Below are 24214 nucleotides of genomic sequence, written 5' to 3'. Positions count from 1 at the left end.
GGGCTCGTCCCGTGTGGGCGGTCGCGCGGACGCCTCAGGGCCGACGTGGCTGGACGAGTGCGGCGACGGCGGTGGTGACGGTGGTCCTGCGGTCGGCGCCGGGGTCGTGGCCGATCTCCTCCTGGAGCGCTTTGAGCGACCAGGAGGCGGTGTCCCAGCTGATGACCAGCGCGATGACCATGGCCACGAGCTCCGTGGCGGGGATGTCGGCGCGGACCCGGCCCGCGTCCTGGGCGGCCTGGACGGCGGCGACGTTGCGGCGGTACTCGTGCACCTCGGCGTCGACGGGCCGCTGCCGCTCCAGGCCGGCCCACAGGTGGAGCCGGGTGATGTGCGGTCGTTGCCGCAGCCGGTCGAACAGGGCACCCGCGTAGGCGGGCAGGTCGCCCGCGTCGATCACGACCGCGTCCGCCAGTTCGGACATGCTCTGGGCGACGACCAGGTCGAAGAGTTCTTCCTTGGTCCCGAAGTGCATGTAGATGGACCGCTTGTTGGCCGCGGCGGTCTCGGCGATGCGGTCGACGCGGGCACCGGCCAGACCGTGGGTGGCGAACTCGGCGACCGCGGCGTTCATCAGTCGCCGCTTGGTCTCCGTGGCGTCGGGTGGCATGCCCGCATCGTACATAACCATCCAGATGTTTACAGGAGGGCGGCGGTCGTGTAGAAATGCATCCAGTTAGTTACATACGTTGAGGAGCAGACATGACCCGCACCTGGTTCATCACCGGCACGTCCTCCGGCTTCGGCCGCCAGCTCACCGAGCAGCTCCTGCGACGAGGAGACCGCGTCGCCGCCACCGCGCGCCGCCCCGAGACCCTCGACGACCTGGCCGGCCAGTACGGCGGGCAGCTGTGGCGCGCCGCGCTCGACGTCACCGACACCGCCGAGCTGCGTCAGGTCGTGGACCGGGCGTTCGCCGAGCTGGGGCGCGTCGACGTGGTGGTGTCCAACGCCGGGTACGGGCTGTTCGGGGCGGCGGAGGAGCTGTCCGACGAGCAGATCGACCGGCAGATCGCCACCAACCTCACCGCCTCGATCCAGCTCGCCCGCGCCGCCACCCCGCACCTGCGCGCCCAGAACGGCGGACGCTTCGTGCAGATCGCCAGCGTCGGCGGACAGATCGCCTTCCCCGCCATGAGCCTGTACCACGCCACCAAGTGGGGCGTCGAGGGCTTCTGGGAGTCCGCCGCCGCGGAACTGGCCCCCTTCGGCATCGGCGTGACCATCGTCGAGCCGGGCATGTCGCGCACCAGCTTCGCCGGGAGCGGCTCGGTCCTCGGCGCACCGCTGCCCGCCTACGCCGACGGCCCCTCCGGGCAGCTGCGCCGCGTGGCCTCCGGCGAACTGCCGCCGCTCCCCGCCCCCGGCGACCCCGCCAAGATCGCCGCCGCCATCATCGCCTCCGCCGAGCAGTCAGACGCGCCGCTGCGGCTGACGCTGGGCTCCGACGCCCACGCGTGGGCCACCTCCGCCCTGCGCGACCGCCTCGCGGCGCTGGAAGCCGGACGCGACCTCGCCCGCTCCACCGACGCCGACGACGCCCTCGTCGCCCGCTGAGGTCCGAACCCCGCCACCACCAGCTCGAAGGAGCTTCCCGTGTTCGACTTCACCGGCAAGACCGTCATCGTCACCGGCGCTTCCGGCACTCTGGGCACCGCGCTGTCCGTCCAGTTCGCCGTGGCGGGCGCGAACGTCGTCGTCGCCGCCCGCACGGGGTACGACCAGCTCGCCGCCACCCTGCCCGGCCCGGCGCTGGGCGTGCGCCTGGACGTCACCGGCGAAACCGAGTGGGCCGAGGCGATCGCACGGACGGAGGACCGCTTCGGACCCCCGGACGTGCTGGTCGACAACGCCGCCCACCTCGGCGTCGGCACCACCGAGAGCATCCCGCTGCCGGAGTTCCGGCGCGTGCTGGAGACCAACCTCACCGGCGCGCTGCTGGGCATCCGCGCCGCCGCTCCCTCCATGCGCACCGCCGACTTCGTCCTGTTCGCCGCCTCCGACCAGGCCCGCTTCGCCACCGGATCGGAGATCCTCGCCGACGGCGGCTTCATGCTCGGAGCCGTCGCCTGAGCCGCGTCGGCGGCGTCGCGTGTGGACGGTCAACCGCGCCTGGAGCGCTCCAGCGCCAGTGCCGCCCGGCCGATGACGGACAAGCGGCCCTCCAGCGTCGTGGCGGCGGCCGACACCATGATCCCCAGGGTGGTGACCCCGGCCGCGGCGTAGTCCGCCATCCGGCTCGCGACGCGGTCGACCGGACCCACCAGGGACGTCGCGTCGATGAACTCGAACGGGAGCGAGGCGGCCGCCGCGTCCCGGTCACCGGCGCGGAGCCGGTCGTGCAGTTCGGCGACCGCGTGTTCGAAGCCGAGCTGGACGGCCATCCCGCAGTAGAAGTTGCGCTCCGGGTCGCCGATGCCGAGGAGGTACGCGTAGTGCGCGCGGAGCGCGTCCGCGGCGGTGCGCGGGTCCTCGGCGAACGACGTCGCCAGGCAGGGGAGCACGTCGAAGGTGTCCATGCCCAGCCCGGCCCTGGCCCGTCCCGCCGCGAGGTGGCCGACCGCCGTGCGGACCCGCTCCGGCGAGGTGAAGACGCCGATCCAGCCGTCCGCGATCTCACCGGCGAGTTCCAGGTTCTTCGGGCCCACCGCCGCGAGGTACACGGGCAGGTCGGGGCGCAGCGGCTCGGTGAACAGGTGCAGCGGCGCCTGCGTTCGCCCCGACCGCGGCAGCGGGTAGTGCTCGCCCCGGTGCTGGACCGGTCCGCCCCGCAGCGCCGCCCGGACGATCTCCACGTACTCGCGGGTGCGGGCGAGCGGCTTGTCGAACGTCGCGCCGTACCAGCCGTCGGCGACGTCGGGGTTCGACACGCCGAGACCGAGGCGGAACCGCCCGCCCGACAGGCTGTCCAGGGTGGCCGCGGTCAGCGCGGCCATGCCCGGCGTCCGGCCGGGGATCTGCATCACGCCGGAGGCGAGCGCGATCCGCTCGGTCAGCGCGGCCACGTGGCCCAGCACGCTCGGCGCGTCGGACTTGTAGCCCTCCGGCGCCAGTGCGATGGCGTACCCCAACCGCTCGGCCTCCCGCGCCAGGGCGCCCGCGCCCCGGTACACCAGGTTCACACCCAGCTCCATCGGTCCGTCCTCTCCTCCCGCAGGGCCTTCAGACGAGGTGGGCGCCGCCGTCGACGAGCAGCACCTGTCCGGTCACGTACGTCGATCTGATCAGGCCGAGGACGGCGTCGGCGACGTCCTCGGGGAGCCCGACGCGCTTCAACGGGGTCAGCCGCTTCGTCATCTCGGCGATCTCGGTGAAGTCCCTCGTCCACGGTGTCTCGATCAGGCCGGGCGCCACGGCGTTGACGCGGACCTCGGGGCCGACCGCGCCTGCCAGCAGGCGCGTCATGTGCTCGATCGCGGCCTTGCTCACCGCGTACGGGATCGAACTGCCCACCGGCCTGCTCGCGGCCACCGACGACACGTTGACGATGCAGCCCGCGCCCGACTCCCGCAGGTGCGGCATCGCGGCGACCGACGTCTGCCAGGTGCCGACGACGTTGAGGTCGAGGATCTCCCGCCAGACCTGCGGGGTCACCGCCGCCAGGTCGGCGTGGGGGATGCGCCGGGTCGTACCGGCGTTGTTGACCAGCACGTCGAGCCTGCCGAACTCCTCGACCGTGCGACGGACCAGCCCCCGCGCCTGCTCCTCGTCCGCCACGTCCGCCCGCAGGTGGATCGCGCCGGGCAGCGACTCGGCCAGCCGCCGCCCGGCGTCGACCGACCGGACCGAGTTCACGACCACCCGCACCCCGTCCGCGGCCAGGCCGCGCGCCACCGCGCTGCCGATCCCGGACGAGGAGCCGGTCACGACGGCGACTCTCTTCTCGCTCACGCCGAACCTCCTGTCTGCGGGGAGCCGGTCGGTCCGGTCCCCGGTTCTAACCGGTCGTGCGGGTGTGCCGACGGCCGTCGATGCCCCACGACGTCACCCACTCGGGATGGATGCGGATGAGCGGTTCGGGCCCGTCGACGGCTTCGGCGCGGCCCCGGATCTCGATGCCGCGCGGCACCCACGGCGGCAGCACGTCGTCGACGACGACGGCGGCCCGGTGCGTGCGGCCGACGTCGCGGAACTTCTTGCTCCGCTCCATGTCGCGACCACCGATCTCGATGGCCTCGGTGTCGGGGTCGAGCCGCCAGCCCACCGGGCACACGTGGGGCGTCCCGTCCTCGCCCACCGTCGCGATCCTGGCCAGCAGCTCGCGGGTCGGACCCGATCGGAGGTAGTCGCTCTCGGCCTCGGTGAAGATGCCCATGGTGGCCTTCCGTCGTGGGTGGTCCGGGTTCGCCCGGTCGTCCTGCCCCCCGATCCAACCGACCGCGGGACGACGCCGCACGGCACGATCGGGGGACGGGCGGGCTCACGACCGCCGCGCCCCGGCGTGAGCGCCCGCGCCGTTCAGCGTGGCCAGGCTGTTCCTGCCCAGCGCTTCGCGGAGGTACCGCGCGGCGTCGGCGACCGTCCGGCCGGACCCGAGCACCTCGGGCACGGCGGCGGGGTCGACGGCGACCGTGTGCCGGGCGGTGACCACGACGCCGTCCGGCGTGTCCTCGAACGCCCAGGACCCGCTGTGCCCCCGGAGGATCGCCGGCGGCACGAGCTGCTTGTAGACGATCAGCGAGGGCTCGAAGCACAACCGGACGGACCTGGTCGTGTGCGCGGCCCCGTCCCCGGTCACCGTGTCCATCTCCACGTGCTGGACTCCCGGCACGTCCTCGCGCAGGTCCACGCGGCGCACGTGCGGCAACCGGTCGGGCCACGCGTCCGCGCGCTGGACGAACTCGTAGGCGTCCGCCGCGGAGCCGGGCGACCGGACGGTGTCCTCGAACGAGAACACCAGGTCGTCCACCGCGTGGTCCTGCTCGGCGATCCGGGCGAGGGCGGCCAGTTCGACGGTGCTGTTGCCGTCGACGGCCAGGGCGACGCGCTCGGCGGACTCGTCGTCGACGGCGGTGAAGTCGTGTTCGAGCACGACCTCGGTGCGTCCGCCGGGCAGCGGGGTGAACCGCCAGACACCGCCCATCGAGGCCACCGGCGCCTGGCTGCGCTCCTGCCGGAACGCGATCCGCGACGCCGCCCGGTCCAGCTCGCGCCGGGAGGTCCAGGACAGGACCTCCCCGCCGACCAGCGCCCACAACCGGAACCGCTCCGCGCGCTCGCCCCGCTCCAGGTGCTGGACGTGCACGCTCGGCTCGAAGATCACCGGCCACCTGGTCACGTCGGCCACCAGCGCGTACAGCCTGTCCGCTGGCGCGGCGACGACCAGGGAGTGCGCGGTGTGCCGGGGTGCCGGGCTCACCTCGCCCCGGCCAGGTTCTCGTTGATCAGGTCGAGCAGCGCGCGGGGCGTCCTCAGCTCGGCCACCACCTCGTCCGGCAGGCTGATGCCGAAGTCCCGCTCGATGCGCGCCCCGGTCTCCATGAGCGCGAGCGAGTCGTAGCCGAGATCGTCGAAGGGCACGTCGGAGATGTCGGCCCGCGGGTCGGCGCTCTCCTCCTCGCCCGCGCAGCTCACCAGGATCGTGCGGAGGTCGTCGATCGTCATGGTTCTCATCCCCGTCTCCTCTCAGTCGGTGTGATCAGTCGGGAACGGCGGTGACCACGACCGCCGAGTTGAAGCCCCAGCGCCCGCGCGCGAGCACCAGGGCCGTGGTCACCGCGGCTCCCCTGGGCGACCCGTGCACCAGGTCGAGCCGGTAGTCGTCCGGCACGTCGGTCGTGCCCGCCGTCGCCGGGATCACGCCGTCCCGGACGGACAGCAGCGCGGTGACGACGTCGAGCGGGCCGCCGCCCGCGAGCAGCCGGCCGGTCAGGCTCTTGGGAGCGGTGACCGGGACTCCGCGCGGGCCGAAGACGGCGGTGATCGCGTCGGCTTCGGCGCGGTCGAGCGCGGGCACGCCAGCGGCGTCGGCGAACACCACGTCCACGTCGGCCGCGGTGAGACCGGCGTCGGCCAGCGCCAGTTCGGCGGCACGCCGGAGCCCCGGTGGCCGCGGGGAGCCGGGCGGTGGGTCGAAGGTGGACGCGTACCCGGCGATCTCGCCGTGCACGCGGTGCGCGCCGCGGGCGCGGGCCGCCTCGGCCTGCTCCAGCACCAGCACGGCGCCGCCCTCGCCCGGCACGTACCCGCGCGCGCCGGTGTCGAAGGGCAGGTAGGCGCGGCCGGGGTCGGTGCCGGTGCTGACGCGCCCGCTGGAGACGTGCGCCAGCCAGCCCCACGGGTCGAACGCGGAGTCGACGCCACCGGTGAGCACCAGCGGGGTGCCGCGGCGGGCCGTGCGCCGCGCGTGCCCGATCGCGTCGAGCCCGCCCGCCTGCTCCGCGACCAGCGCGCTGCTCGGGCCGCGCATGCCGTGGCGGATGGAGATCTGGCCGGTGTTCACCGCGTAGAACCAGGCGAACGACTCGTACACGCTGACGTACCGCGGTCCCCGCGACCACAGCTTCTGGAACTCGCGGTGGGTGAACTCGAAGCCGCCCGACGCGGTGGAGGTGACGACGCCCATGTCGTAGTCGGTCAGGGCGGCCGGGTCGACCTTCGCGTCGGCCAGCGCCCACTCCGCCGCCGCGAGCGCGAACCTGGTGGACACGTCGGTCTGGGGCAGCAGCCGGTTGGGGACGTGCTCCTCGGCCGCGAAGTCGAGGACCTGCCCGGCCAGTCGCGCGGGGAGGGCCGACGCGTCGAACCGGGTCAGCTCCCCGATGCCCGTGCGCCCCTCCAGCACGGCGTCCCAGTACGCCTCCACCCCGAGGCCGTTCGGCGCGGTCACGCCGAGGCCGGTCACGTGGACCCTCATGCGCTCGCTCCCGCCGTGCCGGGGCGGCGGAGCACCATCGCGCTCTGGAAGCCGCCGAACCCGCTGCCGACCGTCAGCACGGTGTCCACCCGTTGCTCCCTGGCGACCAGCGGGACGTAGTCCAGGTCGCACTCGGGGTCCGGGGTGTGCAGGTTCGCCGTCGGCGGGATCACGCCGTGCTCGATCGCCAGCGCGGACGCGGCGATCTCCACCGAGCCGATCGCGCCGAGCGAGTGCCCGACCATCGACTTGATCGAGCTGACGGGCGTCCGGCGCGCGTGCTCGCCGAGGCTCCGCTTGAACGCCGCCGTCTCGTGCCGGTCGTTCTGCTTGGTGCCGGACCCGTGCGCGTTGACGTACCCGACGGCGGTGCCGTCCACTCCGGACTCGTCCAGCGCCGCCCTGATCGCCTCGGCCATCTCCCGGCCGTCGGTCTTCAGCCCCGTCATGTGGTAGGCGTTGCAGCGGGTCGCGTAGCCCGAGATCTCCGCGTAGACGTGCGCTCCGCGGCGGCGCGCGCTCCCGTGCTCCTCCAGGACGAACATCGCGGCGCTCTCCGCCAGCACGAACCCGTTGCGGGAGGCGTCGAACGGGCGCGAGGCGTGCTCCGGGTCGTCGTTGTAGGTGCTGGTCGCCTTGATCGCGTCGAAGCACGCCACCACGATCGGCGTGATCGGGGTGTCCGAGGCGCCCGCCAGCACCACGTCCGCACTGCCCTCGCGGATCAGCGCGACCGCGTGGCCGACCGAGTCGAGCCCGGACGTGCAGCCGTTGGACACCATGGTCACCGGGCCCTCCGCGCCGACGGTCCAGGCGACCTCGGCTGGCATCACGCTCGGCACCACGTGGTCGAACGTGTAAGGCGACAGGTGCTCGGGGTCCACCAGCCACTTCTCCCCGTCGTTCGACAGGACCCGGTACTCGTTCTCCAGGCTGGTGGCTGCGGCGACCGCGCTGCCGAGGCAGACACCGGTCCTGTGCGGGTCGAGCGCGCCGACGTCCAGCCCGCTGTCCCGGACGGCGTCGCGCGCGCAGACCACGGCGAACTGGGTGGCCCGGTCCATGCGGCGGATCTCGCGGGGGCTCAGGCCCTCCGCCGACGCGTCGAAGTCGGTCTCGCCCGCCACCTGCGAGCGGTAGGGAGACGGGTCGAAGAAGGAGATCCGGCGCGTGGCCGTCCGGCCGGAGGTCAGCAGGTCCCAGAACTGCGCCGTGCCCGCCCCTCCCGGTGCTCGCACACCGATACCGGTGATCACGACCCGGCGCGTCACCGGACACCGCCGGTGGCGTGGGAAATGGTCGGACGAAGCATGTCGGCACCTCTCGGCTCGAACGCGGACAACGGTTCCTGCTGGTCGTGCGGTGGTGGGAGCAGCGTGGCGCGCTGCGCTCGGACGCGGCTCGACGATCGGTGTGCCGGGCGGGCGGCGGACTTCCCCGCGGTGCCCGCCCGGCGTTCGCGACCGGCGGATCAGCCGATCGCGGTCGTGGAGAACGTCACCGGCGCGGGCGGCTCGCACAGGAGCGGACGGAGCGTGCCGGGCGGGTCGCCGGGGCTCACGCTGTTCCGCGTCCAGCGGAAGGACGGGTTGTCGACGCCCGTGCCGCCGGTCGAGGACAGCAGCACGCCGCCGCTGCCCGCCAGGAGACCGACCGCCAGGGTCGGCAGTTCGAACGGCGCGTTCGCCTGGAAGGGACCCGGGGCCTTGAGCACCAGGACGTTCCCCCTGCGCTCCACGGTCGGCGTGCTGCCGCCGAGGTTGCTGCCGCCGTGGAGCACGTGGCCGAGCAGCGTCGCGTTCGCGGGCAGCCGGAACTGGAGCTCGACGCCGCGGACGTCGCTCTGGAACGCCGGGTTCGGCGTGATCGCCGGTGGGTCGAAGGCGATGCCGAAGATGCCGTACGGCGCCACCGACGTCGGCGCGGTCACCGTGAAGGTGAGGCTGTACGGCATGGTGGCGCTGCCACCGGGGAAGGTCACCAGGCAGTCGTAGTCCACCGTGGTCGCGGTGCTCCGGTAACCCGGCCCGGCGAGCGCTTCCACGCCCGGTGTCGCCGGACCGGTCGCGGCCGCGGCCGCGACGCCGGTCGGAGCGATGCCCGCGAGCGCGATGGCGCCGACTGCGACCAGACGGGTGGCCCATGTCGAGTGGAGGGTCATGCGTCGTTCCTCTGCTGTCGTGGAGCTGTTCGGTGGCGGTCGGTGGACCGGGCCCCTGCGGTCCGGTCCACTTCGGCCGGTGCGGTCGGGCATTTCTAAGCGGGGGTGATCGAGCTGCGCTCGAAAGCCGGTCGAACGCGGGCGAGGCGGTTTCCGCGCCCCGGCGACCGCCGTGCGGGCCGAGCGGGAGTCGAGTTCGGGTCGAGCGGGGCGGGCGATCCTCCGGGAAAGACCACTGCCTGACGAAGGAGGCGGCCGGAGTGCTGGACCACCCGCTCGCGCAAGACAGTCCGACCACGACGGAGGAGGTCGCCGCCGTCGCGGCCCGGTGCGCCGACGAGGCGGAGGCGAACCGCCGCCTCGCTCCGGACGTCGTGCGCGCCGTGCTCGACGCCGGGTACGCGCGGCACTTCGTGCCCGCCGCGTGGCACGGCCGCGACGGCGGCTTCCTCGAACTCACCCTGGCGGTGGCCGCGCTCGGAGAAGCGTGCGCGTCGACCGCCTGGTTCGCCTCGCTGACGGCGAGCCTCGGCCGGATGGCCGCGTTCCTGCCCGCCGAGGGGCAGGCCGACGTCTGGTCGCGGGGACCGGACGCGCTCATCGTCGGCGCGCTCGTGCCGGTCGGCCGCGCCGAACCGGTCGGCGGCGGGTGGCGCCTGTCCGGCACCTGGAGCTTCGTCAGCGCGGTCGACTTCTCCGACTGGGCGCTGGTGTGCGGGACGGTCGCCGCCGCGGGTGCGCCCGAAGCGCGGTTCTTCGCCGTCCCCCGTGCCGCGTACCGGATCGAGGACACCTGGTTCTCCGTGGGGATGCGGGGGACCGGCAGCAACACCCTCGTGCTGGAGGACGTCTTCGTCCCCTCGACGCACTCGTTCGCCCGCGACCGGCTCGCGGCGGGACTGGCGGCGGGATCGGCCGCGGCGTGCCGCACGGCACCGCTGCGGGCCGTCAACGGACTGTCGTTCGCGGCTCCGGTGCTGGGCGCGGCCCGCGGCGCGCTCGCCGCGTGGACCGGGTACGTCAGGGAGAAGACCAGGAACGCCCCGCCGCGGACCGGGACCACCGGTGGCCCGCAGACCCACGAGCTGACGCTGACCCGCGCGTCGGCCGAGATCGACGCGGCTCAGCTGCTGCTCGAACGCGCCGCTGGCGTCGCCGACCGGGGCGTCGTCCCGCCCGCGCTGGTCGCCCGCAACACCCGCGACTGCGCCGTCGCCGTCGACCTGCTCGTCACCGCGGTGAACCGGCTGTTCCGCGCGGCGGGCACCTCGGGCCAGTCCTCGACGAACTCGATCCAGCGCTTCTGGCGCGACGTCAACGCCGCGTCCAGCCACGTCGTGCTCCAGTTCGAGCCGGCGGCCGCCGCGTACGCCGGTCAGCTGCTCGCGGACCACCCCTCGGAGGAGAGATGATCGACGTCACCCGGCCGGGCACGGGCTTCGTCGCCCTGGTCACCATCACCGTGAACGACCCGGCCGCGCACGCGCCCCTGCTCGACCTGCTCTCGCGCGAGGTCGAGCAGTGGGTGAGGCACCGGCCGGGCTTCGTCTCGGCGAACTACCACGTGAGCCTCGACGGTTCCCGGATCGTCAACTACGCGCAGTGGGCGAGCGAGGAGGACTACCGGGAGTCGTTCCGCGACAACCCCGGCGCGGGCTCCCTCCGGTCGGCGATCACCGCCGTCGAGGGCGTCGAGGGCCTGGAGATGGTCGGGTACACGCTCGCCAGGTCGATCGCGGCGAGCTGACACCCGCGCGAACGCGGTGGCGGCGACCCGGACCGGTCACCGCCACCGCATTCGCGCGCGGATCAGACGAGCTGGTCGTGCTCGACCCGCCGGGACCGGGTGAGCAGCTCGCCGTCCACCCGCACCAGCACGTCGTGCACCACGCAGCTCGGAGCGACGTCGGGCTTGCCGCCCGGCCGGGTGGTGATCACCAGGGCGTACACCGCGGACCGGACGCTGCCGTCGTCCTGCGGCTCCAGGTCGATCATGCCGAACCAGTGCCTGCGCTGCACCGGGTCGCCGTCGAACCGCCGGTGGAAGTCGTGCAGCTCGGCGCTGATGCCCGCCCTGGTGCGGGCGGGATCGCGTCCGGGGGTGTGCCGGAACTCGCCGTCCTCGGTGAAGGTCTCGGCGTAGGCCTCGAACGCGCCGCCGTCGAGCAGCTGCATCTGCCGGGCGTAGAACTGCTGGACCTCGGCGTAGAGGTCGGTGCGGGAAACCGTGCTGGTCATGCGACTCCTCCTGCGGGCAGCTGGTCGGTCAGCCGGCTCCACGGTGGACCGCGCGGCTCGACGCCCGCTCGACGCCGGCACGTGCCGCGGTGCGTCGAGGCGTGCTCGACCGGTGGTCGAGCGGCTCCGGCGAGCATTCGGCCATCTCGGCGACGGCCGGAGCAACGGAGGAAGAACATGACGGACAAGACCCGGCGGGTGGCCCTGGTCACCGGGGCCACCAGCGGGATCGGCCTGGACATCACCCGGCGCCTGGCCCGCGCGGGCATCAGCGTCTACATCTGCGCGCGGCACGACGACGTGCTCGCCACGACGGTCGAGGAGCTGCGCGACGAGGGCCTCGACGTGGACGGCCGGACCTGTGACGTGAGCGTTCCCGAGCAGGTCCGCCAGCTCGTGCGGTCGGCCGTCGACCGCTTCGGCCCGATCGACGTGCTGGTCAACAACGCGGGCCGCAACGGCGGCGGGATCACCGCGCAGATCGAGGACGAGCTCTGGTTCGACGTGGTCAACACGAACCTCAACAGCGTGTTCGTGGTGACCAAGGAGGTCCTCACGGCCGGCGGGATGCTCGGCCGGGGAGCCGGACGCGTCGTCAACATCGCGTCCACCGGCGGCAAGCAGGGCGTGCTGCACGGCGCACCGTACTCGGCGTCCAAGCACGGCGTCGTGGGCCTGACGAAGGCGTGGGGGCTGGAGCTCGCGAAGACCGGCATCACGGTCAACGCGGTGTGCCCCGGCTTCGTGGAGACGCCGATGGCCGAGCGCGTCCGCGCCCACTACGCGGGCATCTGGGGCGTCGACGAGGAGGAGACGCGCGCGCGGATCACCACCAGGGTCCCGATCGGCCGCTACGTGGAGCCGCGCGAGGTGTCGGCGATGGTCGAGTACCTGATCGGCGACGACGCGGGCGCGGTCACCGCGCAGGCGCTCAACGTCTGCGGCGGCCTCGGCAACTACTAGGCCGCCCCGGCCAGGCACGAGACTCCAGGAGGAGCCGACGATGACATCCACCGACGAGACCCGCTCCGCCGTCCGCGGCGGCCCGGTGTTCCAGGACGACTTCAGCACGGGGTTCCCCGAGCCCCGGTGGCGACTGCGCCCGTCCGGCTCCCTGCCCGCAGGGGACGGCGTCGCGCGCACCTCGGCCGCGGGCCTGGTCGTGGAGCCGCCCGGTGTCCACCCCGGCACCGGCGATCCCGCGTTCGCCGGTACGGCCCCCGGCCAACCGGTCGAGCACATCCGGTGGGCGGCCTTCGCCGAGCACACCTCGTCGGCGGGCGTGCAGGGCTTCGACGTGCGGCCGGGGGAGGTGTTCGCCGCGTGCGTGCGGATGTCGGCGCAGTTCTTCGGGCTCGACCAGCACGACCTCGCCGACTGCGGGGTCGACCCCGACTCGGACCTGCGGCTGGGCATGGCCGGGATGATCTGCGTCGACCTGGAGTCGGGACTGGTGTTCGACTTCGTGCTGACGCGGCGCAGGGTGTACGCGCTCTACGAGCGGCTGCCCCGGCCGGGCGGGACGCACGCGGCGTTCTCCTACGCCGTCCCGGTGGCCGCGCGGGAGCCGGGCCGCCTCCACGACCTCGTCGTCCGCCTCGACGCGGCGGCGGGCGTGGTCCGGTGGCGGCTGGACGGGACCGACGTGCTCGCCGTCGAGCGGATCGGGCTGCGCTCGCTGGACCCCCGGTACCTGAAGAAGAACGAGGACGGCCCGGAGGAGGAGATCCTGCCGCGCCAGTTGAGCCTCGGCCTCGGCGTGTTCACCGAGCGGTCGTTCGGGCAGGGCGTCAGGCTCCGCGCACGGCACGCCGCGGTCACCACCACCGGGTGACCGCGCTGTCAGCAGGGATCGATCCTGGTCAGCTCCTCGGCGAACCGGCTGAACAGCCGGGCCAGCTCGGAGCGGTCGTGCTCGGACCAGTGCGCGATCGTCCGGCCGAGGAACGCCTGGCGGAACTCGTGGCTCCGCCCGGCGAGGTCGGCGCCCGCCTCGGTGAGCCTGAGCTGGATGCGCCGCCCGTCCGTCTGCGAGGCCACCCGCTCCAGGTACCCGGCCTGGATGGCGGACCCCACCATCCGGCTGGCCCTGGACGGGTCGAGGCCGATCCGGTCGGCGACCAGGCCCACGGTGACCCCCTCGCCGTCGTTCTCGGCGCCCTCCTCCACCGCGTACAGCACCGGTATCAGGCTCAGGTCGACGCGCTCCGCGGGCCGGTGCTCGGAGATCTGGCCGAGGCTGCGCCGGACCTGGTTGCGCCGCAACCGGCCCAGCGCCTGCTCGATGAGGGCCAGAGACGGGTCGTTCATACGATCAGGCTACCCGAAACATGCGCGTTGCCATTTGTCTGCGTCGAGCATACAGTTGCTGAACTCACCTACTTGCGCACAGCAGTCGACGGAGGCGCACATGACCACCACCCAGGCCCGGAGCACCAGACAGCGGGACCGCGCCGTGGTCGCCGCGGCGGCGATCGCGACACCCGTGCTCCTCTGGGCGCTCATCACCTACGTGTTCGGGTTCGACATCACGGTCCCGGAGAGCTTCGGCTCGGACGCCCGCACCGCGCTCGAACCGGTCCCGGTCCTCGGCACCGCCGTCGCGGCGGTGCTGGCGGGCTGGGCGTCGCTGGCCCTGCTCGAACGGTTCGCCGGTGCCAGGGCGCTGACGATCTGGACCGCGGTCGCCGTGATCGTGTTCCTCGGGACCCTGCCGTACATGCCCGGCTTCACCACGACCGAGCGCCTGCTGCTCGGCCTGGTCCACCTCTCGCTCGCCCTGGTCCTGGTCGTCGGCATGCGCCGGACCGCGCGCGCCGGGGTCTGACCCGGGGGGACCGCGCGAACCACCCGCCCGCACGGGCGTCCCCGCCGCGGCGGGCAGGAACGGAAACGAGGCGACGAAGTGAACCAGGACCCCGGTCATCCGAGGCGGTGGCGGATCCTCGCCGTGCTGGTCGGCTGCCTGATGGCGATCGTCATCGACACGACGATCCTCAACGTGTCCCTCACGACCCTGGCCGACCCGGCCGCGGGGCTCGGTGCGACGCACAGCGAGCTGGAGTGGGCGCTCAGCGCCTACACCCTCGTCTTCGCCGCGCTCCTGTTCAGCTGGGGCGTCCTGGCCGACCGGGTCGGGCGCAAGCGGGTGCTCTCGCTGGGGCTGGCCCTGTTCGGCCTGGCCTCGGTGGCCTCGGCCTACTCGCAGGACGCGCTCCAGCTGATCGTCGCGCGCAGCGCGATGGGCGTCGGGGCCGCCGCGGTCATGCCGTGCACGCTGGCCGTCATCGCCGCCGTGTTCCCGCAGCGGGAACGGCCGAGGGCGATCGGCGTCTGGACCGCGGCGATCGGCGTCGCCCTCGCCCTCGGCCCGATCACCGGCGGCGTGCTGCTCGCACACTTCTGGTGGGGCTCGATCTTCCTGATCAACGTGCCGCTGGTGGCGGCCACGCTCGTCGCGGTGGCGGTGGTCGTGCCGGAGTCGCGCGCGCCGCGGACCCGCGGACTCGACGTGGGCGGCATGGCGCTGTCCGTCGTGGGCCTGGCGCTGATCGTGCACGGCGTCATCGAGGGCGGTCGCCTGGCGTCGTTCACCGCGCCCTCCACGTGGCTGACGATCGTGGCGGGGATCGCCGTGCTGGTGCTGTTCGTGCTGCACGAGAAGCGCACCGTCCAGCCCGCCTTCGACGTCTCCTTCTTCCGCCGCCCCGCCTTCAGCGTCGCCGTCGCGGCCGTGGGGCTCGTCTCGTTCGCGATGGCGGGGTTCCTCTTCTTCAGCGCGTTCTACATGCAGTCGGTGCGTGGCTACACGCCCCTGCGGGCTGGCGCGTGCACGCTGGCGCTGGCCGTGGCGATGATGATCTTCGGGCCGCTCAGCGCGCGGATCTCGGCCCGGTTCGGGCCGAGGGCGGTGTGCTCGACCGCACTGCTCGTCGTCGCGGCCGCGCTGGGCGCGCTCGTGCTCGTCGAGGAGCGGACCCCGCTGTGGGCGATCCTGCCGGTGTTCTTCGTGCTCGGCACGGGGATCGCCAACGTCATGCCACCGGCCGCGGTGTCGATCATGATGTCGCTGCCGAGGGAGAAGGCCGGTGTCGGCTCGGCCATGAACAACACCGTGCGCCAGGTCGGGCAGGCGCTCGGGGTGGCGGTCCTCGGCTCGGTCCTCGGCGCCGCCTACCGGTCCGAGATCGGCGGCGCGCTCGACGCGCTCCCGGTGGAGCGGCGTGCCGCGGCCGGTGAGTCGATCGAGGCGACGTTCGCCGCGGCGCACGACGTTCCCGATCAGGCGGCCGGTCTGATCAGCTCCGCCAAGGACTCGTTCGTGGCCGCGATGCACGTGAGTTCGCTGTGCGCCGCGATCGTGGCGCTGATCGGCGCGGCGGTGGTGTTCCGGTGGTTGCCGGGCAAGCCGCCGCCCGGCGCGGCGAACGCCTGGAGCGGGGGAGAGCAGAAGGCCGATCGGCCGTGGAAGCCCGAGGACGTGCCCGTGCGGAGCGCCGAGTCGGCTCGATGAACCGGGAACACGACAACACGAGGAGAGTCATGTCCAAGGCGGTCGCCTTCTCCCGCTACGGGGGACCGGAAGTGCTGGAGACGGTGGAGATCGAGGAGCCGCACGCGGGCCCCGGCGAACTGCGGGTGCGCGTGCGGGCTGCCGGGGTGCAGCCCTTCGACACGGCCGTCCGCCGCGGCGACGTCAAGGGGTACGTCGAGGTGAGCTTCCCCCAGACGGTCGGGAACGAGTTCGCCGGTGTGGTCGACGAGGTCGGCGAGGGTGTGACCGGCTGGGAGGCCGGTGCCGAGGTCATTGCGTTCACCTCGATGAACGCCTGCGGCGAGGTGGTGACCGTCAGCGATCAGAACGTGGTCGCCAAGCCGCCCGGAATGCCGTGGGAGCACGCCGGTGTCCTGTCCGTCTGCGGGCAGACCGCGCACATCGCGCTGTCCGCGTTGAAGGTCGGCGCGGGCGACACCGTGCTGATCCACGGCGCGGCGGGCGGCGTCGGCACGATGGCCGTGCAGCTCGCGCGCGAGTGGGGCGCCGCGGTCGTCGGCACGGCGAGCGAGCGCAACCACGACTACCTCCGCGACCTGGGCGCGGTCCCGGTCGCGTACGGTCCCGGGCTCGTCGACCGGGTTCGGGAGCTGGCGCCGCAGGGAGTCGACGCGGCGCTCGACGCCGCCGGCCGGGACGCCATCGCCCCGTCGCTGGAGCTCGTCGAGGACCGGGGCCGCGTCGGAACCATCGGCGACTACGTGGGCAGCCGTCAGCACGGCGTGGCCATGCTCGGCGGCACCCGCACCGCGGCGCGGCTGGCCGAGCTGACCCAGCTCTACGCGGACGGCAAGCTGCGGATCCACGTCCAGCGGGCGTACCCCTTCGCGGAGGCCGCCCTGGCCCACCGCGAGGTCGAGACCGGGCACGTCCGCGGCAAGGTCGTGCTCGTCGCCGACTGAGGCCACGTCGACCGGTGTTCCACCGGCCTTCCAGCGGCCGGTGACACGGTGGAACGACGTGCGAAGGCGGACGTGCCCACCGATGGAGGACAGACCGTTGCCACCAGACCAGAGATGGATCCTCGTGTTCGGCGCCACCGGCAAGCAGGGTGGCTCGACCGCCCGGCACCTGCTGGAGCGCGGCTGGGCCGTGCACGCGCTCGTGCGCGATCCCGAGCACCCCGCCGCCCTGGCCCTGCGGGCCGGGGGAGCGACCCTGGTGCGCGGGGACATGGACGACGCGGACTCGCTGCGCGCGGCGATGTCCGGCGCTCACGGCGTCTTCAGCGTCCAGACCCCGCTCGGCGAGGCGGGCGTGCCCGGTGAGGAGCGGCACGGCAAGCTCGTCGCCGACGTCGCGGCGGAGGTCGGCGTCGAGCACTTCGTGCACAGCTCGGTCGGCGGCGCCGAACGGCCGGAGGGCGTGCACTGGCGCGAGGCGAAGCTGCGGATCGAGGAGCGGATCCGGGAGAACGGGCTGCCCGCGACCTTCCTGCGGCCCGCGTACTTCATGGAGAACCTGGCCAACGACATGTTCCCGCCGACGCTCGTCGGCGACGAGCTGGTCTACCGCCGGGGGCTCGCGGTCGGCGTTCCGCTCCAGATGATCTCGGCCGCGGACAACGGGTTCTTCGCGGCGGACGCGTTCGACGACCCCGACACCCACCTGGGCGCGAGCATCGACCTGGCCGGTGACGAGCTGACGGGCGACGAGATCGCCGCGGTGTTCCAGCGCCACACCGGTGTGCCGACCCGGTTCGAGTCGATCCCGATGGCGGAACTGGAGAAGACGAACCCGTGGCAGGCCGTCGCCTACGACTGGCTCAACCGGATCGGTTACACGGCGGACATCCCGGCGCTGCGCGCCCAGCACCCCGGGTTGACCACGCTGGAGCACTGGTTGAAGAAGGTGAACTGGACGCCCGCCCCGCGCGGCGGCTGACCGGTCGTCCCACCGCCACCTGGCGGCGGCACCGTCGAGCAGTTCTCGACGGTGCCGCCGCCCACGCGTGACAGATCACTTCCGAACGTCCCGGCCGGACGACGCCGTTCTGTTTCCCGGAGGTCGATCGCGGGTCGCCCGGCCGGTGGATCACGCGGTCGACGCCAGCAGGTCGAGGTGCAGCCGGCGGACTTCGGCCATGGGTTCCAGGCCCAGTTCTTCGTCCAGTATCCGGCGCAGGTCCTGATAAGCCCGCAACGCCTCGGCCCGCCTGCCCCCGTGCCGGAGTCCGTCGATCAACTGGCAGTGGAACCACTCGTTGAGCGGATAGGCGACCACGAGCGCGCGCAACTCGGGAATCAGGTCCCGGCGCCTTCCCGACGCGCAGTCCGCTTCGATGCGGAGTTCGAGCGCGCGGATTCGCAACTCCTCGAGGTGGCTGATGTGCCCGCGCAGGACGTCACCGCCGGAAATGTTGGCCAGTGCGGGTCCCCGCCACAGGGCCAGCGCCTCGCGGAGGATCTTCGAGGCATCCTCGGCCCGCCCCGCGTCGAGCAGGGCACGGCCCTCGGCGACGGATCGTTCGAAGAGCGCGGCGTCGACCTCGTCGACCGAGACCCGCAGTTCGTAACCGGGCGGCCTGGTGACCAGCAACGGCCTTCCGCTCCTGGTCAAGGACTCGCGCTCGAACATGCGACGGGTGTGGTAGACGTAGGTCTGCAACGTGGTCAGCGCACTGCGCGGCGGTCTGTCGTCCCACAGTTCGCGGACCAGCAGATCGACGCTGGTCACCTCGTGCCGCAACGACAGCAGCGCCAGAACCTTGCAGATCTTCTCCGATCCCGGTTCGATCACCCTTCCGTCGGCGAGTACGACGTCAACAGGTCCGAGCAGCCTGAACTGAAACACACGTCCCCCCAAGTGTCGTGCGAGCCGGATTCCCCCGAAGCCGACTCAGCGGATTCCCCCAGGACACCCGCAGTGTCACAGTAGCTTCGGGTGCTCAATTCCGCAACGAGCATTTATGAATGATCACGAACTGTTGGTGGACTCATCATCCGCTAATGTCGTCGGTCGTGGTGCGGAAGCGCTCTCAGGGCGCACAAAGAACCTGAAAAGATTTCTGAAATCACGCGATCGTGTCCGAATTCGCCCGATCGGACGAATTCGGTGCGGTATCATCGCGTTCCTGGTTCCAGGGGCGTTCGAGCGGATCACGATCTCCTCCGGCGACGCTCCGGGGATGACCACCGAATCCCGAGCCGCGGCGAACGCCCGGCTGCACGAGATCGCCGACGGCGTCTTCGCCCACGTCCAGCCGGACGGCGGCTGGTGCCTGAACAACGCCGGACTGATCACCTCCGGCGGCGACTCCGCCCTGATCGACACCGCCGCCACCGAGGCGCGGGCGAGAAGGCTGCGCGACACCGTCCTGGCCGTCGCGCCCGCCCCGCCGAGGGTGGTCGTCAACACCCACTCCCACGGCGACCACACGTTCGGCAACTTCGTGTTCCCGGAGGCCGTCGTGGTCGGCCACGAACGCACCCGCGCGGAGATGGCGGAGATCGGCCTGCACCTGACTGGACTGTGGCCGGACGTGTGCTGGGGCGACGTCGAGGTCGTCCTGCCGACCCTGACCTTCCGCGACCGGCTGACGCTCACCGTCGGCGGGACCACCGCCGAGCTGATGCACCTCGGCGTGGCCCACACCACCAACGACACCGCCGTCTGGCTGCCGGAGCACCGCGTGCTGTTCACCGGCGACCTCGTGATGGCGGGCGTCACGCCGTTCGTGATGATGGGTTCGATCACCGGGTCCCTCGCCGTGACGGCACGGCTGCGCGCCCTCGGCGCGCGGACCGTCGTGCCGGGACACGGGCCGGTGAGCGGCCCGGAGGTGTTCGACACCGCGGAGCGCTACCTGGTGTGGGTCCGCGCCCTCGCGGAGGACGGCGTCGCGGCGGGCGCGACGCCCCTGGAGGTCGCCCGCGAGGCCGACCTCGGCGAGTTCGCCGCGCTGCTCGACGGCGAACGGCTCGTGGCGAACCTGCACCGCGCGTACGCGGAGGCGGCGGGCGCGGCGGAGGGGGCGGCACTGGACGTCGCCACCGCGTTCGGCGACCTGGTCGAGTACCACGGGTCCCTCCCCGCCTGCCACGCCTGACGACGCGCCGACGCCCGGCGGATCACCGCACGGGCGTCGGCACGCCGGGCCACACCGCGTACGACCGCCGCTGGTACAGCAGCGGGTCACGGGCGAGCACCTCGGCGTTCTCGACGAGGCCGATCACGACGCTGTGGTCCCCGGCCTCGACGATCCGCTCCACGGTGCACTCCGCGTGCGCCCGCGTGCCCTCCAGGAGCACGGGCGCACCCCCGGCGACCGCCGACGGCCGCCACGCCAGACCGGCGAACTTGTGGTCGGAGCGCTCGGCGAACAACTCGGAGATCGCCTGCCCGCCGTCGCCGAGGACGTGCACCGCGAAGCCCTTCGACGACCGCAGCGCGTGCAGCGTCCTGGACCGGCGGTCGACGCACACCAGCAGCAGCGGCGGATCGGCCGAGATCGCGGAGAACGCGTTGCACGTGAAGCCGCGGGGCGTGCCGTCGGCGGCGGTGGTCGTCACCACCGCCACCGGCGTGGGGAAGGACCCGAACAGGTCCCGGAACACCGCGCTGCTGATCGCCACCCTGATCACCGCTCTCTGCTCGACGTGCGACCGAGTGTCGGCGGCCCCGCTGGAACACCGGTGGAGCCGCGCTCGGTTCCAGGCGGCGTCGAGTCCGCCTGGAGCGGCCCGCGTGAGACTCGGCGGCACCACGGACCCACGTGCGATCAGAAGAGGTGGACATGACGATCCTCGACGACAGGTCCTCCGCGGACACCACCACGCGCCGCCCGGACCTGCGGGAGCGGACGGCGGAACTGGCACGGTTGCGCGAGCGGGTGCACGAGGGGCCGAGCGCACGGGCCACCGAGGCGCAGAGGTCCAAGGGGAAGCTCACCGCCCGCGAGCGGATCGGCCTGCTGTTCGACGAGGGCACCTTCACGGAGGTGGAGTCGTTGCGCAGGCACCGCGCGACCGGGTTCGGCCTGGAGGACCGCAGGCCGCACACCGACGGCGTCGTCACCGGCTGGGGCCTGGTCCACGGACGCACGGTCTTCGTCTACGCGCACGACTTCCGCATCTTCGGCGGCGCGCTCGGCGAGGCGCACGCGCAGAAGATCCACAAGGTCATGGACCTGGCCGAGGCGGCGGGTGCGCCGATCGTCGGGCTCTGCGACGGCGCTGGCGCGCGCATCCAGGAGGGCGTCACGGCGCTGGCCGGGTACGGCGGGATCTTCACCCGCAACGTCCGCAACTCCGGTGTCCTGCCGCAGATCAGCGTGATCATGGGGCCGTGCGCCGGTGGCGCGGCGTACTCGCCGGCGCTCACCGACTTCGTCTTCATGGTCCGCGACACCTCCCAGATGTTCATCACCGGCCCGGACGTCGTGCAGGCGGTGACCGGCGAGGTGATCAGCCACGACGGACTCGGCGGCGCGGACGTGCACGCGACCGTCTCGGGGGTGGCGGGGTTCGCCCACGACGACGAGGAGAGCTGCCTGGAGAACGTGCGCTACCTGCTGTCGATGCTCCCGGCCAACAACCGCGAGCTGCCGCCGCACGTGCCGTCGACCGACCCCGCCGACCGGCGCGGCGACGCCCTGCTCGACCTCGTGCCCGCCGACCCGAGCCGGGCCTACGACATCCGGTCGGTGATCGCCGAGGTGGTCGACCACGGCGAGTTCTTCGAGGTGCACGAGAACTGGGCGACGAACGTCGTGTGCGCACTGTCGCGGTTGGACGGACACGTCGTCGGCATCGTCGCCAACCAGCCCACGGCCATGGCCGGTGTGCTCGACATCTCCGCCTCGGAGAAGGCGGCGAAGTTCGTGACGACGTGCGACGCGTTCAACGTCCCGCTGGTGTCCTTCGTGGACGTTCCGGGGTTCCTGCCCGGCGTCGGCCAGGAGCACGGCGGGATCATCCGGCACGGCGCGAAGCTGTTGTACGCCTACTGCAACGCGACCGTACCCCGCGTCCAGGTGATCGTGCGCAAGGCCTACGGCGGCGCCTACATCGTCATGGACTCGCGGTCGATCGGGACGGACCTGTCGCTCGCCTGGCCGGTCAACGAGATCGCCGTGATGGGAGCGGAGGGCGCGGCGAACGTGGTGTTCCGCCGCGAGATCGAGGCTTCGGACGACCCCGCGCGCACCAGGCGGGAACGGGTCGAGGAGTACCGCGACGAACTCGTGCACCCCTACTACGCCGCGGAGCGCGGTCTGGTCGACGACGTGATCGACCCGGCCGAGACCCGGCCCCGTCTCGTCGCCGCACTGGCGATGCTGCGCGCCAAGCACGTGCCGCTGCCCGTCCGCAAGCACGGGAACCAGCCGCAGTGACCGGCATCCGCGTGCTGCGCGGCGACCCGACGCCCGAACAGGTCGCGGCGCTGACCGTCGTGGTGCTCGCCGCCCTCCGCACCCGCACCGACCCGCCTCCGGCCGCCGCGGCGTCGTGGCCGCGCGGCCACGAGCGGGGCTGGGCGTCGGCACCGCTTCCCGGCTGGGGATCGCGCCCCGTCCACCGTCGCACCGGGGGACACCGATGACCGCGCACACCGTCCTGATCGCCAACCGCGGGGAGATCGCTGTGCGCGTGGCGAGGGCCTGCCGCGACGCCGGGCTGCGCAGCGTCGCCGTCTACGCGGACCCGGACCGCGACGCACCGCACGTACGTGCCGCGGACGTGGCCTTCGCCCTCGGCGGCGACGTGCCGGCGACCAGTTACCTCGACGGCGCGAAGCTGCTGCGGGCGGCGGCGGAGTCCGGCGCGAACGCGGTCCACCCCGGCTACGGCTTCCTGTCGGAGAACGCCGAGTTCGCCGCGTCCGTGCTCGACGCCGGCCTGATCTGGATCGGCCCGCCGCCGCACGCGATCCGCGCCCTCGGCGACAAGGTCGCGGCCCGGCGCATCGCGCAGCGCGTCGGCGCACCGCTGGTCGCGGGCACGCCGGGTCCGGTCTCCGGGCCGGAGGAGGTGCTGGAGTTCGCCCGCGAGCACGGACTGCCGGTCGCGATCAAGGCGGCGCACGGCGGTGGCGGCCGGGGCCTGAGGGTCGCGCGGACGATGGCCGAGGTCCCCGAGCTGTACGACTCCGCCGTGCGGGAGGCGACCCTGGCGTTCGGCTCCGGCGAGTGCTTCGTCGAGCGCTACCTCGACCGGCCGCGGCACGTCGAGACCCAGTGCCTCGCCGACCGGCACGGGACGGTGGTGGTCGTCTCGACGCGGGACTGCAGCCTCCAGCGCAGGCACCAGAAGCTCGTGGAGGAGGCGCCCGCGCCGTTCCTCACCGACGAGCAGCGCGACCAGCTGTCCTCGGCGTCCAGGGCGATCCTGCGCGAGGCCGGGTACGTCGGGGCCGGGACGTGCGAGTTCCTGATCGGCCAGGACGGCACCGTCTCGTTCCTGGAGGTCAACACCAGGTTGCAGGTGGAGCACCCGGTCACCGAGGAGGTCACGGGCGTGGACCTCGTCGGTGAGATGATCCGGATCGCGGACGGGGAGCCGCTGGGCTACGACGAGGTGGCCGCGCGCGGCCACTCGATCGAGTTCCGCGTCAACGGCGAGGACCCCGGCCGGGGCTTCCTGCCCGCGCCGGGGACGATCACCCGGTGGGTGCTCCCCGGCGGTCCCGGGGTGCGCGTCGACACCGGTGTCGAGTCCGGCACGGTGATCGGCCCGGCGTGGGACTCCCTGCTGGCCAAGCTCGTCGTCACCGGCAGCACCAGGGAACAGGCGCTGCGCCGCGCGCGGCGCGCGCTGCTGGAGTTCGAGGTGGGCGGCGTGGCGACCACCCTGCCGTTCCACCTGTCGGTGGTGCGGGACCGGGCGTTCGCCCCGGAGGTGCACGGCCACGACACCGCCTTCGACGTGCACACGCGGTGGATCGAGACCGAGTACGTCAACGACGTCCCGCCGTTCGACGGCACGCCCGCCGAGCAGGTGGAGGCGGAGCCCAGGGAGACCGTGGTGGTGGAGGTCGGGGGACAGCGGCTGGAGGTGTCGCTGCCGGCCACCCTCGGTGCTGCCGCCGTTCCCCGCCGACGGCTTCCCCGGCCCGCGACCGGTCGCGGCGGAGCGGACGCCGACGGGCGTGCCGTGGTCGCACCGATGCAGGGAACGGTGGTGCGGGTCGCGGTCGGAGACGGAGATCGGGTGACCGAGGGCGATCTGATCGCCGTCCTGGAGGCGATGAAGATGGAGCAGCCGCTGCACGCGCACCGCGCGGGCACGATCACGGGCCTGACCGCTCTCGTCGGGGCGACGGTTCCGGGAGGTGCCGCCGTCTGCGAGATCCACGACTGACCTCGTGCGGGAACGTCCTCCGACAGCTCGGAGATCACGTCGAGCGCGGTGGTCCACCCGCTGCGCGGCCGGGGACGCGACGGTAACGCGCTGCGCGTGGTGGC

Annotated in this window: 27 protein-coding genes; 14 read left to right on the top strand and 13 right to left on the bottom strand. The window is 73.0% G+C overall.

Going from position 1 to position 24214, the window contains the following annotated elements; translation table 11 throughout:
• Positions 1–34 precede the first annotated feature (34 nt).
• Positions 35–610: a TetR/AcrR family transcriptional regulator gene (locus IMZ35_RS21045; RefSeq protein ID WP_229372794.1), complete on the bottom strand. Its 576-nt coding sequence runs from the start codon at positions 608–610 to the stop codon at positions 35–37.
• Between the two features lie 92 nt (positions 611–702).
• Between IMZ35_RS21045 and IMZ35_RS21040 the strand changes: the two genes are divergently transcribed.
• Complete coding sequence (locus IMZ35_RS21040) at positions 703–1557, top strand: SDR family oxidoreductase (protein ID WP_199442842.1); 855 nt, start codon at positions 703–705, stop codon at positions 1555–1557.
• Positions 1558–1596: 39 nt separating this feature from the next.
• Positions 1597–2073: an SDR family oxidoreductase gene (locus tag IMZ35_RS21035; protein WP_199442841.1), complete on the top strand. Its 477-nt coding sequence runs from the start codon at positions 1597–1599 to the stop codon at positions 2071–2073.
• Between the two features lie 29 nt (positions 2074–2102).
• On the opposite strand, the gene IMZ35_RS21030 is transcribed toward IMZ35_RS21035, so the two are convergent.
• The 8 genes from IMZ35_RS21030 to IMZ35_RS20995 form a co-directional block, all read right to left on the bottom strand.
• Positions 2103–3134 (bottom strand): LLM class flavin-dependent oxidoreductase, encoded by a 1032-nt coding sequence (locus tag IMZ35_RS21030; protein ID WP_199442840.1) that lies wholly within the window; start codon positions 3132–3134, stop codon positions 2103–2105.
• A gap of 28 nt (positions 3135–3162) precedes the next feature.
• Positions 3163–3891 (bottom strand): SDR family NAD(P)-dependent oxidoreductase, encoded by a 729-nt coding sequence (locus IMZ35_RS21025; protein WP_199442839.1) that lies wholly within the window; start codon positions 3889–3891, stop codon positions 3163–3165.
• A 46-nt stretch (positions 3892–3937) separates the two neighbouring features.
• Positions 3938–4315, bottom strand: a complete 378-nt coding sequence (locus IMZ35_RS21020) for a PPOX class F420-dependent oxidoreductase (protein WP_229372793.1) — start codon at positions 4313–4315, stop codon at positions 3938–3940.
• Between the two features lie 105 nt (positions 4316–4420).
• The gene (locus IMZ35_RS21015) at positions 4421–5359 is read right to left on the bottom strand and encodes an aromatase/cyclase (RefSeq protein WP_199442838.1); all 939 of its coding nucleotides are present in this window, start codon (positions 5357–5359) and stop codon (positions 4421–4423) included.
• A complete protein-coding gene (locus IMZ35_RS21010; RefSeq protein ID WP_199442837.1) occupies positions 5356–5613 on the bottom strand; it encodes an acyl carrier protein in 258 nt (85 codons plus the stop codon). Before IMZ35_RS21010 ends, IMZ35_RS21015 begins: the two co-directional genes overlap by 4 nt.
• Before the next feature lie 25 nt (positions 5614–5638).
• Positions 5639–6856: a ketosynthase chain-length factor gene (locus IMZ35_RS21005; RefSeq protein WP_199442836.1), complete on the bottom strand. Its 1218-nt coding sequence runs from the start codon at positions 6854–6856 to the stop codon at positions 5639–5641.
• The gene (locus tag IMZ35_RS21000; RefSeq protein ID WP_199442835.1) at positions 6853–8127 is read right to left on the bottom strand and encodes a beta-ketoacyl-[acyl-carrier-protein] synthase family protein; all 1275 of its coding nucleotides are present in this window, start codon (positions 8125–8127) and stop codon (positions 6853–6855) included. Before IMZ35_RS21000 ends, IMZ35_RS21005 begins: the two co-directional genes overlap by 4 nt.
• Before the next feature lie 200 nt (positions 8128–8327).
• Complete coding sequence (locus IMZ35_RS20995; RefSeq protein WP_199442834.1) at positions 8328–9017, bottom strand: hypothetical protein; 690 nt, start codon at positions 9015–9017, stop codon at positions 8328–8330.
• Positions 9018–9277: 260 nt separating this feature from the next.
• Between IMZ35_RS20995 and IMZ35_RS20990 the strand changes: the two genes are divergently transcribed.
• Both IMZ35_RS20990 and IMZ35_RS20985 read left to right on the top strand, forming a co-directional pair.
• Positions 9278–10429 carry an acyl-CoA dehydrogenase family protein gene (locus IMZ35_RS20990; protein ID WP_199442833.1) on the top strand — a complete coding sequence of 384 codons (1152 nt, stop codon included), beginning with the start codon at positions 9278–9280 and terminating at the stop codon, positions 10427–10429.
• Positions 10426–10764, top strand: a complete 339-nt coding sequence (locus tag IMZ35_RS20985; protein ID WP_199442832.1) for an antibiotic biosynthesis monooxygenase — start codon at positions 10426–10428, stop codon at positions 10762–10764. Before IMZ35_RS20990 ends, IMZ35_RS20985 begins: the two co-directional genes overlap by 4 nt.
• Before the next feature lie 62 nt (positions 10765–10826).
• Here the strand turns inward: IMZ35_RS20985 and IMZ35_RS20980 are convergent, their stop codons facing one another.
• Positions 10827–11255: a nuclear transport factor 2 family protein gene (locus IMZ35_RS20980; RefSeq protein ID WP_199442831.1), complete on the bottom strand. Its 429-nt coding sequence runs from the start codon at positions 11253–11255 to the stop codon at positions 10827–10829.
• A gap of 177 nt (positions 11256–11432) precedes the next feature.
• Between IMZ35_RS20980 and IMZ35_RS20975 the strand changes: the two genes are divergently transcribed.
• Positions 11433–12218, top strand: a complete 786-nt coding sequence (locus tag IMZ35_RS20975; protein ID WP_199442830.1) for an SDR family NAD(P)-dependent oxidoreductase — start codon at positions 11433–11435, stop codon at positions 12216–12218.
• Between the two features lie 40 nt (positions 12219–12258).
• On the top strand, positions 12259–13089 hold the full coding sequence (locus tag IMZ35_RS20970; RefSeq protein ID WP_199442829.1) for a DUF6081 family protein: 831 nt from the start codon (positions 12259–12261) through the stop codon (positions 13087–13089).
• An 8-nt stretch (positions 13090–13097) separates the two neighbouring features.
• On the opposite strand, the gene IMZ35_RS20965 is transcribed toward IMZ35_RS20970, so the two are convergent.
• The gene (locus tag IMZ35_RS20965) at positions 13098–13565 is read right to left on the bottom strand and encodes a MarR family winged helix-turn-helix transcriptional regulator (protein WP_199442828.1); all 468 of its coding nucleotides are present in this window, start codon (positions 13563–13565) and stop codon (positions 13098–13100) included.
• Between the two features lie 100 nt (positions 13566–13665).
• Between IMZ35_RS20965 and IMZ35_RS20960 the strand changes: the two genes are divergently transcribed.
• From IMZ35_RS20960 to IMZ35_RS20945, 4 genes are all read left to right on the top strand, one after another.
• Positions 13666–14082 (top strand): DUF6069 family protein, encoded by a 417-nt coding sequence (locus IMZ35_RS20960; RefSeq protein ID WP_199442827.1) that lies wholly within the window; start codon positions 13666–13668, stop codon positions 14080–14082.
• 78 nt (positions 14083–14160) lie between these two features.
• A complete protein-coding gene (locus IMZ35_RS20955; RefSeq protein WP_199442826.1) occupies positions 14161–15768 on the top strand; it encodes an MFS transporter in 1608 nt (535 codons plus the stop codon).
• 29 nt (positions 15769–15797) lie between these two features.
• Complete coding sequence (locus tag IMZ35_RS20950; RefSeq protein WP_199442825.1) at positions 15798–16712, top strand: NADP-dependent oxidoreductase; 915 nt, start codon at positions 15798–15800, stop codon at positions 16710–16712.
• A 124-nt stretch (positions 16713–16836) separates the two neighbouring features.
• On the top strand, positions 16837–17694 hold the full coding sequence (locus IMZ35_RS20945) for an NmrA/HSCARG family protein (RefSeq protein ID WP_307868513.1): 858 nt from the start codon (positions 16837–16839) through the stop codon (positions 17692–17694).
• Positions 17695–17844: 150 nt separating this feature from the next.
• Here the strand turns inward: IMZ35_RS20945 and IMZ35_RS20940 are convergent, their stop codons facing one another.
• Positions 17845–18549, bottom strand: coding sequence for an AfsR/SARP family transcriptional regulator (locus IMZ35_RS20940; RefSeq protein ID WP_307868511.1), 705 nt, complete (start codon positions 18547–18549; stop codon positions 17845–17847).
• Positions 18550–18937: 388 nt separating this feature from the next.
• On the opposite strand from IMZ35_RS20940, the gene IMZ35_RS20935 reads away from it, so the two are divergent.
• Entirely contained in the window at positions 18938–19858 is a 921-nt protein-coding gene (locus IMZ35_RS20935) for an MBL fold metallo-hydrolase (RefSeq protein ID WP_199442823.1), read from the top strand.
• 22 nt (positions 19859–19880) lie between these two features.
• Here IMZ35_RS20935 and IMZ35_RS20930 read toward each other — a convergent pair whose 3' ends face one another.
• On the bottom strand, positions 19881–20393 hold the full coding sequence (locus IMZ35_RS20930) for a flavin reductase family protein (RefSeq protein WP_199442822.1): 513 nt from the start codon (positions 20391–20393) through the stop codon (positions 19881–19883).
• A 152-nt stretch (positions 20394–20545) separates the two neighbouring features.
• Between IMZ35_RS20930 and IMZ35_RS20925 the strand changes: the two genes are divergently transcribed.
• Genes IMZ35_RS20925 through IMZ35_RS20915 form a run of 3 tightly spaced genes read left to right on the top strand, consistent with a single transcriptional unit; the run spans position 20546 to position 24110 of the window.
• Entirely contained in the window at positions 20546–22144 is a 1599-nt protein-coding gene (locus IMZ35_RS20925; RefSeq protein ID WP_199442821.1) for an acyl-CoA carboxylase subunit beta, read from the top strand.
• Positions 22141–22353, top strand: a complete 213-nt coding sequence (locus tag IMZ35_RS20920) for an acyl-CoA carboxylase subunit epsilon (protein ID WP_199442820.1) — start codon at positions 22141–22143, stop codon at positions 22351–22353. Before IMZ35_RS20925 ends, IMZ35_RS20920 begins: the two co-directional genes overlap by 4 nt.
• On the top strand, positions 22350–24110 hold the full coding sequence (locus tag IMZ35_RS20915) for an acetyl/propionyl/methylcrotonyl-CoA carboxylase subunit alpha (RefSeq protein ID WP_199442819.1): 1761 nt from the start codon (positions 22350–22352) through the stop codon (positions 24108–24110). The genes IMZ35_RS20920 and IMZ35_RS20915 overlap by 4 nt, the downstream gene beginning before the upstream one ends.
• Positions 24111–24214: the final 104 nt, after the last annotated feature.

Source organism: Umezawaea beigongshangensis (assembly GCF_016464305.1).
Lineage (GTDB): Bacteria > Actinomycetota > Actinomycetes > Mycobacteriales > Pseudonocardiaceae > Umezawaea_A > Umezawaea_A beigongshangensis.
Note: the sequence above shows the minus strand (reverse complement) of the source record. Positions and strands in the feature narration are given on the sequence as shown.